This window comes from Mesorhizobium sp. L-8-10 (genome assembly GCF_016756635.1).
Lineage (GTDB): Bacteria > Pseudomonadota > Alphaproteobacteria > Rhizobiales > Rhizobiaceae.
Window position 1 is genome coordinate 1,873,274 of the sequence record NZ_AP023263.1, and the last position, 12,397, is coordinate 1,885,670.

Genomic DNA, 12,397 nt, shown 5'->3' on the forward strand with positions numbered 1-12,397 from the left:
GCCACCGATTCCCGGTAAGAAATTGCCACGTCGTCCCCGTTCCGCTGCGGGCGCGCACGACGCGCGGCCCTGGATTGGGGACAAGTAGAAAAGGCACGAATGGGCTGGCGGCAACAGGCCTCAAGGGGTGGTCGTAGCCTGGCGTGGAATTACAGGGGAACGGCGGAATGGCTTCGTCGAGCCGGCCTCACTGTTGACCGTTTGACGCCGAATCGCCGGACGGAAAGACGTCCTCCGGGATCTCGCTGCGCAGCTTCGGGCCCTGGGCGAGTCGGCGGCCCAGCGCGGCGACGAACGCGTCGTATCGTTTGCCGGACTGGGCGCGGGCGGCGGCCTGTACCGGTTCGGGGAGCTGCGGAGTCGTGGTCAGCCAGAAGCGCACGAAGACCGCCAGCGTCTCCACCGAGATGCCGAGATCGCGTTCGAGCCGATCGAGGCGCCGGTCGATCCGGTCGAGCCGTTTGGTCATGGCTGCTTCCTGCCGCTCCGCGGCGTCGGGGGACAGGAACGAGGCGATCGCGGCCTCGGCAACAAGCGACCGGGAGAGGTCGCGCCGGGCCGCGTGCTCGACCAGGGCCTTCATGACCGGCGGGTCGAGATAGATGGAGAGGCGCTGCTTCTTGCCGGGTTTGGTTATGGCTCGCCTCCCAGCATTCCATCGCCGGGATCAAGGTCGGCCTGGCGCGCGATCCTCCGCATGGTGCGGTTGATATTGCGGGCGAGGATCGCGGCATCGTTGCCGGCGTCGCGGTCTGCATCGAACTCGTCCTGAATCACCGGCCTGGAATCGACAGCGATCTTGCTGCTAAGCTCCGGCTGCCGGCGCTTCTCGGACTCTGTCGGATCCTCGTCGGCGCCCCACACAACTGCAGGCATGCCGCTGGCATCGAGGTCGGGCGCCTCCGGAATCTCGAGCGCGCTCCAGTCGTTGGCCGAGGCCTCCGGATGCCGAATCTGTGGCGGCGCCAGGATGCGTTCGGTGAACCGGGCATCTTCGTAATAGCGCGCCTTGCGTGCTCGGATGGGATGGATGCCGGCCACCATGACGATCTCGTCGCTGGACGGAAGCTGCATGACCTCACCGGGGGTCAGCAGAGGCCGCGCCGTCTCCTGCCGGGAGATCATCAGGTGTCCGAGCCAGGGCGCGAGCCTGTGGCCGGCATAGTTCTTCATCGCACGCAGTTCGGTGGCGGTGCCTAGGGCGTCGGACACGCGCTTGGCGGTGCGCTCGTCATTGGTGGCGAAGCTTACCCGGACGTGGCAGTTGTCGAGAATGGAATTGTTGGGTCCGTACGCCCGCTCGATCTGGTTGAGCGATTGGGCGATGAGAAATGCCTTCAGTCCGTAACCGGCCATGAAAGCCAGGGCGCTCTCGAAAAAGTCGAGGCGGCCGAGCGCCGGGAATTCGTCGAGCATAAGCAGCAGGCGATGTGAGCTGGTCTTTACATGCAGATCTTCGGTCAGCCGCCGGCCGATCTGGTTGAGCATGAGGCGAACCAGCGGCTTGGTGCGGTTGATGTCCGATGGCGGCACGACGAGGTAAAGTGTCGTCGGCACTGTGCCGCCAACAATGTCGGAGATGCGCCAGTCGCATCGCGATGTCACCTTTGCGACGACCGGATCGCGGTAGAGGCCGAGAAAGCTCATTGCCGTGCTCAACACGCCGGACCGTTCGTTGTCCGACTTGTTGAGGAGTTCCCGCGCGGCCGATGCGACGACGGGATGGGGGCCGGCGTCCCCGAGATGCGGCGTCTTCATCATCGCAGCCAGGGTCGCTTCGATCGAGCGTGCCGGATCGGACAGGAAGTTGGCGACGCCAGCGAGCGTCTTGTCCCGCTCGGCGTAGAGGACGTGGAGGATGGCGCCGACCAGCAGCGCGTGGGAGGTCTTTTCCCAGTGGTTCCGCCGCTCGAGCGAACCTTCGGGGTCGACCAATATGTCAGCGATGTTCTGGACGTCGCGCACCTCCCATTCCCCGCGGCGCACCTCGAGCAGCGGATTGTAGGCCGAGGACTGGGCCTCGGTAGGGTCGAAGAGGAGCACGCGGCCGTGCCTTGCGCGGAAGCCGGCCGTGAGTTGCCAGTTCTCGCCCTTGATGTCGTGGACAATGGCGGAGCCCGGCCACGTGAGGAGGGTCGGAATGACGAGCCCGACGCCCTTGCCGGATCGGGTCGGTGCGAAGCACAGAACATGCTCGGGGCCGTCATGTCGTAGATAGTCATGCTCGTAGCGGCCGAGCACCACCCCGTCCGGGCCGAGCAGTCCGGCCGCCCCCACCTCATGCGTAGTTGCCCAGCGGGCGGAACCGTAGGTCTCGACATTGTCGCTCTCTCGCGCGCGCAGCACCGACATGAAGATGGCGACGCCAATCGAGATGAAGCCGCCTGACGCCGCGATGATCGCGCCCTCATGGAAAATGGGCCGCGCATAGGCGTCGTAGGAAAACCACCACCAGAAGAAGGCTGGCGGGGGATAGACGGGCCAACCTACAAGATAGAACCAGGGGGCGCCGAGTTGTGCCTGGAATCCGAGGCGCCAGGCGGCCCATTGCGTGGCACACCAGATCGCGGTGAGCACTATCAGGCCGACAATGATGATCTGGCCCCAAAGGATTTTCGTGCCCGACATAGCCTCCTCCTTTCGAACAGAGATCGGGCTATTCAGGCAGGGGCTTCAAGGAGACTTCGAGGTGGTTCGTACTGTGGGCGACCGCATAGTGTAAAGACAGGGGCGATGCGGCCCGAGAGTGTTCGCAAGCGTGACTATTGAATATGACCTGCGTCGAGCGCAGAGTATCTTCTGTGGGGCAATATGACTTCATCTGCCTGGTTGCCCCGGAGGGGGCGATATGAGGCTTCTGGCTTCGCTTTCCATCGCAATCTGCGCCGGGGCATATTCAGGCGCTGCATTCTCTGCCTGTACGATCCCAAGCTACAATACGTTCTACGGCACACCGGCCGGCTATTCGGCAGCGGATGCCTTTGTAGGAAAGTTCGACTATCCAGCGTCACCGACGGAGCCGCTGCCCCCCTTCATGTCGATCGACTTCACCACCGACTGGAAAGCCTATCTTCAAGGGGCCCTCGATTATGCTTTTGAGGGAAACGAGGCCGTCGACTTTAATATCGCGCAGAACACCACCCGGGACTGGTACCATGCGCTCTGGATGCATCCCGACGTCTCGGGCCGCGAGTTTCTCCGTGGGTTGACGCAGGAGCGGGCGTCGCGCCCCGACCAGTACAAGGACGGTCTTGCCAGGGAGTTCGAAACCTGGGCGATCGGGTTCTACAATTCCTTCGGTGCCTCGGAATTTCATGAGATCTGGGCGAATCCGTGTGATCCGGATGTGTCAGAGGTGCTCTTTCCGGTGGGCACTGTGACCTTCAAGCTGCTCTTTACGGAAGCGACTTCAGCAGATCTGCCTTATCTCGCCAACGCACCCTCCTGGATGGCGCACATTGGCCGGTCGGATCCCGTCGAGGACGGCGTGCAGCCAGTGCGTGTTCGGCCTATGCAACTGCTTCAGGTCGACATCGCGGTCAGGGACGACGATGCTACCGAGACCGGATGGGTCTTCGGATCCTTCGTCTATAGCAATGATGTCATGTCCACCGATCCCTGGCGGAAACTCAAGCCGGTTGGCCTGAGTTGGGGAAACGACCCGACTGTCCTGCCCGGTAATCCACTCAGCGAGAATGTCACTGACGCGGGGTTGGCCGGCACCTTGTTCGGGTGGCCGGAGCGGCTTGAGCTGGGCTGGGGCGGACGCATGAACGGACCGGCCGACAACCTACTGAGTTCATGCACCGCCTGCCACGGTACGGCGCAATTCCCAAGGAGCGACGATTTCGGAAACGTCCCCAGACGGGCGGTCGCGCCCGCCGACTATCCGCAGCGCTTGCTCGACTATTTCCGGAACATCAAACCTGGCGAAGCTTTCGACCCGATCACGAAGTTCCGCAACTCCTCCGTCGATATTCCAGCTTTTCCCCTAGACTACTCCCTGCAGGTTCAATCCGGGCTCGAGCGTATCTGCAACGCCGCCAGACGACAGGATCCACCATTTGATACCGAAGCGGTGCCTGCGGTCTGCGTCGAGGCAAACTATCTCATCACGCCTGCAATGGCGGCGCCCGTCTCTGACGAAGTTCTCAAGCGTCAGGAGTTGAACAAGATCGACTGGGATCAATACGAGCCGCCCATCCGATAGAGAGGGCGGCGTCCCGGTCAAATGCCGAGCCCTCGCTTCCTGTTGAAGCTCCAGCCAACACCGGCGTCGCCCCGGGCGATGCCGGAGACATGTTGGCCGAGCTTCTTTTCAAGCGTCGGCGTCCAGGGCACGAGTTGGAATCCCAGTCCGTCGTCGATCATGGCGAAGCGGCCCGACGCCATCGCAAAGCGTTGTCGGTAGGTGCCGGCGACGTGATTGCCAGTCGCGGCTTTGTTGAATGGACGGCCAAGTTCCGCCGCGAGCTTGTCGCCAAGCGCATCGACTTCGCGACGGCGCAAGGTCTCGAGCAGACCTTGGGCGAACACCACCCGACTGCCCCGGCGCTGCGCAAGACCTTCCTTGACCAGATGTTCCGCCCGACGGTCCAGGGCGTCTTGCACCTCACCGCCGAACCCGCCGTCGCCGAGTCTGACCGGCTCACGGGCGACCGCTTGCCGGTCGAGCCAGGTGGCTCCATTCGCCGAGACCTGACGTTCGAGCGGCAAGTCGGAGCGGACCGCGATCGCGACGCGGCCCCGGCCTTGGACATCGTCGAACTTCCGCAGTTCGACGATCGAACCCGGTGCGCTATCGCCGGCGGCGTCGAGGTGGGGGAGTTTGACGTGATGGGAGCGGCCATCAATGCCGTCGATCACGACATAGGCCGTTCCCTTCAGCTCGTCGTCGAGCCCGCGGTCGACCAGACGCCCGATGACAGGATCGTCGAGGCTCTCGCCCGCCAGGACGAAGCCGGAGACGCCCCGCTCGATGCCGCGTTCGGTGAGCGAGCGGTGCATGCGCTTTATGATGTCGCTGCGTTCGCCGAGTTCGCGCAGCGTCGGTTCGGCCTCCTCCGAGATGTACCACTGGGCCTGACCGATCTGGTGCGCGAGGCCGAGGGATTCGAGCGTCCGCAGGCGGCCGACCTTGAACGTGTGAAACTCATCGGGCTGACGATCGCCGGGCGGCGCCATGTCAATGATGCCGCTCCTGTGGGCGTCGCGCATGAGCTGGCGGTCGAGATTGGTCCAGCGCTCGGCCTCGATCTGGCGTTCGACGTTGCGCCGGATTTCGTAGTCGCTGCGGGGCCCGAGTTCCATGGTGACCAGATCCTGCGCTCGGGCGCGCATGCCTTCCTTGATGTAGTCGCGCGAGATGACGAGGTCCTGCCCGCCATCGGTCCGGCCGCGCAGGATGATATGGAGGTGCGGGTTGTCGGTGTTCCAATGGTCGATGGCGACCCAGTCGAGGCCGGTGCCGAGATCCTTTTCCATCTGGCCTATCAACTCGCGGGTGAACGCCTTGAGGTCAGCCATGTCCGCGGCATCCTCCGGCGAGACGATGAACCGGAAGTGGTGCCGGTCGTCCTCGCAGCGCCCGACGAACTCTTTTGCACTCAGATCGTCGCTGCCCGGCCCGAACAGCCGCGCCTTCTCTCCGTCCCTTGTCACCCCCTCGCGGCGCAGATAGCTGAGGTGGGCGCCCATCGGCGTCGAGCGCCTGGAATGGCGCACGACGCGGGTCTTGATCACCGTGATGCGAGTGCGGCTGGTGAGCAGCCTGTTCGCCTGGACGGTGGCGCGTTTGCCCCGCCCGAAGCGGGAGCGGTTTCCGGGACTGATCGTGCCCGAATAGGAGGGCCTGCCGCCGGCGCGCTGAGCGGCGGCGAGCGCTTGCGCAATGAACGGCCGGGCGCGCTGTGCCTTGCTAGACCTGATGCGTCCCGGCCGGACGCGGAAATCGGGATCGTCGCTCATGACTGCGAACCCGCACATCGCGCCAAGCCGCTGAGATCGTGGAATGAACCCTTCAGTTGCGATGTAGGTAAAAACGGCGCACATCGCGCAAGCGACTCGTAACCCATTGACAAACAACCCACCGACCGGGGCGCACATCGCCCGCTTTTATCTCGCCATCGTCCGGTCGTGATCGTGTGCTCCCGCCTGCGCGTCCTCCACGCCGCGCTGCAGCTCGCTACAGCATGACCGGCCGATCCCGCGCTCATCGGGCGAGCTCCTGGGCCGGTCTTGCAACGAACATGCCCTCGGCCCGCGGGGTATTGCTGCCATCGGGATGCGCCGAATCCGCCGTCGGTTCGCTTGCGGATTGACCGCCGGGAAGCAGTGCGCGGGCAGGAGAATTGCCGCGGGGCGGCACAACGAAGAGCGGCGCCTCCCGCCAATCCGTAGGCCGCGGCGGCGGTGTCGATATGCGCTCCGGCAGCGGCTCACCGCCTAGGATCCGCGCGAGCTTGGCGACAAAGGCCTGCGTCTCGGCCGGCAAGGGACGACCGGCCGTGAGATACTCGTCGTAGCGGCCGGGCCCGGCATTGTAGGCCGCAAGCATCGCGCCGACATTGCCGTAGCGGTCGAGCATTTCGCGCAGATACGCAGTGCCGGCCAGGATGTTGCAGCGCGGGTCGAACGGATCGTCGCCGAACGAATAGCGGGCGCGCAGCTCTGTCCAGGTGTCCGGCATGACCTGCATCAGCCCCATCGCGCCGGCCGCGGAGACGGCGCGGATGTCATGCGCGCTCTCAGCCGTGAGAACGGCGCGTATCCAGTTCTCCGGGATACGGAAGCGCCGCGACGCCTCGGCGATGTGCGGCGCAAAGCGCTGGTCTGTGGCCGGCCGATTGACGTGCACGTCCTGGGCAAACAGGACGGTGCCCGGCGCGAGCGTCGGCAGGCCGGAAAGGAGAAGGACGGCGACACGAGAGCAGATGCCGTGCCGCCGCAGGGCGCGGCCGAAGTGCTGGCGGGGCATGGATCAGTCCTGCGACTTGTCGCGGTCCTCGCGCTTCTTCGGGCGTGTCCAGTGCAGGCCCCAGTCGCGGCCGTTCTCGTCCGACTGGAACAGTCGGGCGCGGATCGGCTGCGCGAATGTGGGGTCGTCGAGGACTACGGAGATGTACGTGCCGGCACGATCACCGCTCTGACGCCAGCCCGCGCCGATCTCGACGCCGTCTTCGTCGCCGAGACGAATGCGGTAGTCCGGCGCGTGCTCGATATCGGCATTGTCTGCCGGGACGAAGACGAGGGCGAGATCGAGCGAGAGCGTGCGGACACGCCCCGAATAGCCCGACTGGGTGCGAGTGAACTGACCGATCTGTGCCATGCGAAGGCTCCTCTTTCTGGTGGTTGGGAAGGGGTCAGGGCGCGCCCGCCGGGCCGGCGGTGTGCCAAACGAAGCGGCCGTCGCCTTCCGCGTCGGTCCAGACGGGAAGCGCGCGGGCGACGATGGTGCTGGTGGGGAGCGGTCCGATATACCGGCCGTCGAGGCTGTCGGCCGCGTCCCAGTTCATGAGGAAGACCTCATCCTCGGCGAGCGGCCGACAGCCGTGCCAAGCGGGCAGAGGGCGGCCGAGGCGGTCGCGGTCGCGTGCCTGGCCATAGGCCGTATCGTAAGCGATAATGGTGCGGCCATGCCGGCAGACGGTGGTGCCAGCGACAGCGAGGACGCGCTTGATCAGCGGCACGCCGCGAGCGAGATAGCCGCGCTCGGCAAGGAAGACGGCGAGACGCTCGGGCGGCGCGACGACGACGAGATCGGTGACCTCGACGCGCGTTGCCGGCGCCAGCCGATAGAGCCCGATCGGCACGCTGGCCGACGTATTCCAGATGAACCGAGGACCGTAGGCCAGCCACGACGGCGCGACGACAAGCGCGGCCGAGGCAAGCATGGTGATGATGACAGCGCGCCGGCTCATCCGTCCGTGCTCCGGCGCTTGAGCCATGCGGCGTGTCGGTCCGCCCTGTAGGTGCGCGGCTCCATGCCGGTCGCGAGGCGATGATGAACATGGCGCCAGTGGTCCGGAGCGACGGTGCAAGGATCGATGCCGAGCGCCTCGATGACGTCGATGATCTCGAGCACGCGGGCGACCTTCGGCCAGCCCTCGACCTTGAGCAGGATGTCGCCGCCCGGGCGCACGAAGGGCAGCGTCTGGAACGGCTTTCCGCGGTTGATCGCGCGCACGATGTCGATGCGCGAGAGCACGGTGCCGTAGTCATTGGCCGCCCAGCGGACGAAGGCGAAGATGCTGTCGGGTGCGAAGCCGACGAGGCGGTGATGGCGATCGATGATCTGCTCGTAGGTCCGGCGGCCGAAGCGGATCCAGTATTCGATCCGCTTCTCGCGCCAAGTCAGCTCGACCAGCGTGGCGAATGGCGGCGGTCCATCGACTGTCGGCTGCATGCTCAGCGGCAGGCTGGAACGACGGTTCATTGTGCGCCTCCGTCGTCAGCTGGAAATTCGCGGGCGAAGAGATCGCGCAGCATGTCGGCGACGGTCGTGCCACGCTGGAAGGCGGCGACCTTGATGCGGCCGCGCAGCTCGGGCGTGACGTCGATGGTGAGGCGTGCGGTGAAACCGGATGCGGCTGCCCCGCGCAGAGGTGACGTATCGGCCGACTTGATCCAGCGATCGGCATCGCCGGGACGTGCGGCGAAGCCCTGTCTCGTGCTCCGCCCGCTCATGGCGCGACCGTCCCGATGCGGAGTCGTTCGATCTCGGTCGCCAGCGCCGCGATCTCGCGCGCGGCCGGGCTGTCATCGTCGATCTCGCTCACGAGCTGACCGGACTGCGCGGCCGCGGCGAAGACCACGCGCTGTCCGATGGCCGTCGCGAGGACAGGCGGATCGTGATCGGCGAGCGTCTCGGCGGTCTCGCGGGCGATCACGGTGCGGGCGCCGCAGCGATTGAGGGCGAAGCGCGCGGCGAGCTGCGGCCGGTAGATGCGCGCTTCGGCGAGCAGCGCCAGCATCTCGGCCGAGGCCCAGCCATCGAGCGGTGACGGCAGAACCGGGATCAGCACGAGGTCGGTGGCGAGCAGGGCCGATCGCATGAGCCCGGCGACACGCGGTGGTCCGTCGATAACGACATGATCCGCATCGCGGGCGAGTTCAGGCGCCTCGCGATGCAACGTATCGCGGGCTAGGCCGACAACGCCGAACAGGCGTGTGACACCGCTTCGGCTACGCTGCTGCGACCAGTCGAGAGCCGAGCCTTGCGGGTCGGCATCGATCAGGGTGACACGCTTTCCCTGGCGGGCCCACTCACCGGCAAGGTGCAGCGCCAGCGTCGTCTTGCCGACTCCGCCTTTCTGGTTGAGGAGGGCGACGATCATGACGTCTCTCCCACGTCGCTGTCGGGAAGACGTCGCGCCGGAGGGCCAGTACGCGCCTCGGTGCCTCCCGAACTGCGAAAGAACTTGGTCGGGTCAGAGCGGGGAGATGGCTGGCTTTCGGCGCCGTTTCCGGGCTCGTGGCCGTGCTTTTCCACACGGGCTGCAGCAAAAAAAGAGTTAGATTCTCTATTGTTAGATAGGTTAGGGGCCGGAATCGCGCTTTCCGGCCAGAGCGTTAGCTGCCCGCTCTGCGTGCGGAATCCCGATAGGTGTGCGCGGGAAGTCCCGATATCGCCGGCGTGCGAAATCCCGAGTGTTTCCACAGTACGATCCACAGGCCCTCGAAGCCTTCGATCGGGGACGATCCGCAGCCGTTCGCGGCCGGCCTCACGTTCGACCTGGAGCCGGTAGCCGGGCAGCGCCTGGCGCGCGGCGATACGGCGAAGCTGCAGCGCGAAGTCGGAGACGCGCACGAGGCTGCCGGACTTTTCGTGAAGGTGGGGAACCTCGAAGACCCAACCGGCCGGCTGGCGGCCGGCATGCTTGCGGGCGACTCGGTAGAGCCAGCGCTCGATGCCGCCGGTCAGCCGAAAATAGGCCGGCTCGATGGCGAGCACGAGCGAGCGGTCGATGACACCGCGATAGAACCAGTCGGGCAGGACGAATTCCATGCCCTCGACCAGGCCCTTGCGCGTCCGGCATTCCTCCCATTCGTTGATCCAGGAGAACTGATGCCGGCGCCAATGCTCGTTCTGGCGGATCGTGGTGCGGATCGATGTCGACTGCAGGCGTGTCAGGGCGCCTTTGAGGAGCTTGTAGTCGCGCTGGCCCGTCGCCCGGCCGACTGCCGTGAGCAAATGGTATGGAGTGAAGCGCAGGAAACGGGATGTCTGGAGGCCTTGGTTCTCGGCTTCGACAATCTGGCTCGCTGCCCAGATCAGTACGTCGGCGTCCCAGATGGTCGCCATGCCGTGCTGGGGCGTGGCAAACACTTCCACCTTGACCTCGCCGGCCTCATAAAGGATCGGCGCCACCCGCTTCATCTTGGCGAGCGAGAAGAACGGCCTCTCCATGAGATCGCGCTGGTCGCGCGGGGAAGCATCGCCGGTCGCGACGATGAAACGATCGAGCTTCTCTCGCTCGGCGGATGCTGAAAGACCGCGCGCCATCTCGGAGTCTCTCAGCGCCCATGGCGGCCGGGGCCGCTTGCCGCTTGCGGCTCGTGCCGCTTGGCCGGCAGCACCGAGCCTCGCGGGTCGGAAGTGGAGGTGACGGTGCCGCGGTTGGCCCACGCCTGGAGGTCCTCGAGCGCATAGACGACGCGACCGCCGAGCTTCCTGTAGGCTGGTCCGGTGCCGTAGGTGCGATGCTTCTCGAGCGTCCGGTCAGACAGGCCGAGGAAGCGGGCCGCTTCGGGTGTGCGCAGGTAGCGCGGCGGCAAGCCGGCGAGCGGATCGGGCATGGTCGGGCCTCCGTGGTCTTGATTGGGGCCGCTGATGGGAAGCGGCGGTCGAAGGCCACGGTGGCGAAGATGTCGAACCAGGAGGGATGAGGAAGTTTGGGGGGCACAATTCCTCACCCCCGGCCACGGGAGTTCCAGGCTATTCTTTGCGGCGATGACGCAGAAGCTGACGATAGCCGCCCGCGATCATGGCGCGACCGCCATTGACGAGGCCGATGACACTGGCCCGCAAGGAGGAGGTCTTCCACGGCTCGGAGGCGACGCGGTCGGCGCCGAACATAACGCCGGCGATCTCGCGGTAGGAGGCGCCGTTCATGCGCCCGTCGGTCGCCTGCAGCATGTGCCGGTGACGGCGCTTCTGCTGGGGCGTCAGCCGGCGATCGTTGGGAACCGCGCGTCCTTGCAAGGCGCGCAGCAATCGATCGATCGCTTCGATCCGGTCGTGACCGTCGGCGTCAAGCGGCACAAGCGCGGCGAGAGGTGTTCCAGGCGGCACGCCCGCGAGCCGGACCAGACGAGCATTCTGTCCGCCGATCGCGAGCACCGAATGCTCGCCCTGGTCGTCCGCCCGCGCGGCTGGATCGCGCAGTCCGGAAGAGAGGTTGCCGGCCGTCGGCAGCATGATGGGCGACTGCGTGAGCAGCACGGCGCTCGTGTCCGCCTCGGCGGACCAGAACACGGAACCCTCGCCAGCATTCAGCGACGGCGGGACGAAAAAACTGCAAGCCCCATTTTCCATGAAGTTCGCGCTTCAGGGCAGGACTGTCAGCGCGCGCATAGTCCCGCTGATATTCGGCATTGCGCCTGAGCCATTCCCAGGCAAGGTCGGGAGGGTCGAGGGCGTCCAGATAGTCATAGGTCTCGGAGAACCGCCAGCGGGAAATGTCAGGCGTCATCGTTACTCCTCGTTGCCGCAACGTGGGGGCGGCACCGTTCCCAAGATCGGCGCGTTTGGGAAGTCCTTGCGGAAACGCCGGGCGATGCCTCGGGCGCACCGCCGCAGTCTATTGCCGGCCTTCGCGGATGAGTTGGCGATAGCCGTGCTCGGTCATCCACCGGGCCCGGGCGAGATGACTGTCATGTACCCGCCGCGCCCTCTGGGGCTCAGAATCGGGATCGATTCCGAAAATCACGGCGACGGCTTCCCGCCAGTCGGCGCCGTCGGTCGCCGCGTCGAGCACGCGCATATAGTACTTCATGTGCTCACGGTCATAGTCTGTGAGCACAGCGCTCTCCGGCGGCTCGTCCAAAAATTCCGGCTGTGCCATTATCGCCCCCAAGCGGAAAATCCATACCTTTGTTCGGGCGGGGTGTGAACAATTTCTATCGTCGGCAGCCGCGATACTAGTATGACGGCACTTCCGGCGAACAGCGTCGTGCCTGCGACGCCGGTCGACCCGATAGCGACCAGATCGCAGCCGATCTTCTCGGGCGCTCCTTGCCATCTCCTGCGATTGCGTTGCGCATGACCATCACGCCTTCTCGCCTGTCGGTGGTCAGGAAGACGTTGCCGTTGGCTTCCAGAGCGCGGCGCACTTGAGCGGAAGCTGTTCATGGAGACCCCGGCTGCGCGCAGATTGGGTGCTTACGGTCATCCTCA

The 12,397-nt window shown here is 65.5% G+C and carries 14 protein-coding genes and 1 pseudogene; 1 reads left to right on the plus strand and 14 read right to left on the minus strand.

Annotation, left to right across the window (positions count from 1 at the left end):
• Window positions 1-187: 187 nt before the first annotated feature.
• Both JN280_RS08705 and JN280_RS08710 read right to left on the minus strand, forming a co-directional pair.
• A complete protein-coding gene (locus tag JN280_RS08705; RefSeq protein WP_202314647.1) occupies window positions 188-637 on the minus strand; it encodes a ribbon-helix-helix protein, CopG family in 450 nt (149 codons plus the stop codon).
• Window positions 634-2,628 (minus strand): conjugal transfer protein TraG, encoded by a 1,995-nt coding sequence (locus JN280_RS08710; protein ID WP_202311498.1) that lies wholly within the window; start codon window positions 2,626-2,628, stop codon window positions 634-636. The genes JN280_RS08705 and JN280_RS08710 overlap by 4 nt, the downstream gene beginning before the upstream one ends.
• A 220-nt stretch (window positions 2,629-2,848) precedes the next feature.
• Between JN280_RS08710 and JN280_RS08715 the strand changes: the two genes are divergently transcribed.
• Window positions 2,849-4,210 (plus strand): hypothetical protein, encoded by a 1,362-nt coding sequence (locus tag JN280_RS08715; protein WP_202311500.1) that lies wholly within the window; start codon window positions 2,849-2,851, stop codon window positions 4,208-4,210.
• A 17-nt stretch (window positions 4,211-4,227) separates the two neighbouring features.
• Here JN280_RS08715 and JN280_RS08720 read toward each other — a convergent pair whose 3' ends face one another.
• The 12 genes and pseudogenes from JN280_RS08720 to JN280_RS08770 form a co-directional block, all read right to left on the minus strand.
• On the minus strand, window positions 4,228-5,967 hold the full coding sequence (locus tag JN280_RS08720) for a relaxase/mobilization nuclease domain-containing protein (protein WP_202311501.1): 1,740 nt from the start codon (window positions 5,965-5,967) through the stop codon (window positions 4,228-4,230).
• A 244-nt stretch (window positions 5,968-6,211) separates the two neighbouring features.
• On the minus strand, window positions 6,212-6,976 hold the full coding sequence (locus JN280_RS08725) for a lytic transglycosylase domain-containing protein (RefSeq protein WP_202311502.1): 765 nt from the start codon (window positions 6,974-6,976) through the stop codon (window positions 6,212-6,214).
• Between the two features lie 3 nt (window positions 6,977-6,979).
• A complete protein-coding gene (locus tag JN280_RS08730) occupies window positions 6,980-7,327 on the minus strand; it encodes a DUF736 domain-containing protein (protein ID WP_202311503.1) in 348 nt (115 codons plus the stop codon).
• A 34-nt stretch (window positions 7,328-7,361) separates the two neighbouring features.
• Window positions 7,362-7,919 carry a S26 family signal peptidase gene (locus JN280_RS08735; RefSeq protein WP_202311504.1) on the minus strand — a complete coding sequence of 186 codons (558 nt, stop codon included), beginning with the start codon at window positions 7,917-7,919 and terminating at the stop codon, window positions 7,362-7,364.
• Window positions 7,916-8,434: a DUF2840 domain-containing protein gene (locus JN280_RS08740; protein ID WP_202311505.1), complete on the minus strand. Its 519-nt coding sequence runs from the start codon at window positions 8,432-8,434 to the stop codon at window positions 7,916-7,918. The genes JN280_RS08735 and JN280_RS08740 overlap by 4 nt, the downstream gene beginning before the upstream one ends.
• Window positions 8,431-8,685: a hypothetical protein gene (locus JN280_RS08745; RefSeq protein WP_202311506.1), complete on the minus strand. Its 255-nt coding sequence runs from the start codon at window positions 8,683-8,685 to the stop codon at window positions 8,431-8,433. The genes JN280_RS08740 and JN280_RS08745 overlap by 4 nt, the downstream gene beginning before the upstream one ends.
• Complete coding sequence (parA, locus tag JN280_RS08750) at window positions 8,682-9,335, minus strand: ParA family partition ATPase (RefSeq protein WP_202311508.1); 654 nt, start codon at window positions 9,333-9,335, stop codon at window positions 8,682-8,684. The genes JN280_RS08745 and parA overlap by 4 nt, the downstream gene beginning before the upstream one ends.
• A complete protein-coding gene (locus tag JN280_RS08755) occupies window positions 9,332-10,504 on the minus strand; it encodes a replication initiator protein A (RefSeq protein WP_202311509.1) in 1,173 nt (390 codons plus the stop codon). Before JN280_RS08755 ends, parA begins: the two co-directional genes overlap by 4 nt.
• 11 nt (window positions 10,505-10,515) lie before the next feature.
• Window positions 10,516-10,797: a helix-turn-helix transcriptional regulator gene (locus JN280_RS08760; protein WP_202311510.1), complete on the minus strand. Its 282-nt coding sequence runs from the start codon at window positions 10,795-10,797 to the stop codon at window positions 10,516-10,518.
• 139 nt (window positions 10,798-10,936) lie between these two features.
• Window positions 10,937-11,476, minus strand: coding sequence for a DUF2285 domain-containing protein (locus tag JN280_RS08765; protein ID WP_244743495.1), 540 nt, complete (start codon window positions 11,474-11,476; stop codon window positions 10,937-10,939).
• 49 nt (window positions 11,477-11,525) lie between these two features.
• A pseudogene (locus JN280_RS39350) lies at window positions 11,526-11,693 on the minus strand (transcriptional regulator domain-containing protein); the annotation flags it as partial.
• 108 nt (window positions 11,694-11,801) lie between these two features.
• The gene (locus JN280_RS08770; protein WP_202311511.1) at window positions 11,802-12,065 is read right to left on the minus strand and encodes a DNA -binding domain-containing protein; all 264 of its coding nucleotides are present in this window, start codon (window positions 12,063-12,065) and stop codon (window positions 11,802-11,804) included.
• Between the last annotated feature and the right edge of the window lie 332 nt (window positions 12,066-12,397).

Coding starts and splice junctions, on each gene's coding strand:
- JN280_RS08710 (WP_202311498.1), bottom strand. CDS start 2,628: ATGTCGGGCACGAAAATCCTTTGGGGCCAGATCATCATTGTCGGCCTG.
- JN280_RS08715 (WP_202311500.1), top strand. CDS start 2,849: ATGAGGCTTCTGGCTTCGCTTTCCATCGCAATCTGCGCCGGGGCATAT.
- JN280_RS08720 (WP_202311501.1), bottom strand. CDS start 5,967: ATGAGCGACGATCCCGATTTCCGCGTCCGGCCGGGACGCATCAGGTCT.
- JN280_RS08725 (WP_202311502.1), bottom strand. CDS start 6,976: ATGCCCCGCCAGCACTTCGGCCGCGCCCTGCGGCGGCACGGCATCTGC.
- JN280_RS08730 (WP_202311503.1), bottom strand. CDS start 7,327: ATGGCACAGATCGGTCAGTTCACTCGCACCCAGTCGGGCTATTCGGGG.
- JN280_RS08735 (WP_202311504.1), bottom strand. CDS start 7,919: ATGAGCCGGCGCGCTGTCATCATCACCATGCTTGCCTCGGCCGCGCTT.
- JN280_RS08740 (WP_202311505.1), bottom strand. CDS start 8,434: ATGAACCGTCGTTCCAGCCTGCCGCTGAGCATGCAGCCGACAGTCGAT.
- JN280_RS08745 (WP_202311506.1), bottom strand. CDS start 8,685: ATGAGCGGGCGGAGCACGAGACAGGGCTTCGCCGCACGTCCCGGCGAT.
- parA (WP_202311508.1), bottom strand. CDS start 9,335: ATGATCGTCGCCCTCCTCAACCAGAAAGGCGGAGTCGGCAAGACGACG.
- JN280_RS08755 (WP_202311509.1), bottom strand. CDS start 10,504: ATGGCGCGCGGTCTTTCAGCATCCGCCGAGCGAGAGAAGCTCGATCGT.
- JN280_RS08760 (WP_202311510.1), bottom strand. CDS start 10,797: ATGCCCGATCCGCTCGCCGGCTTGCCGCCGCGCTACCTGCGCACACCC.
- JN280_RS08770 (WP_202311511.1), bottom strand. CDS start 12,065: ATGGCACAGCCGGAATTTTTGGACGAGCCGCCGGAGAGCGCTGTGCTC.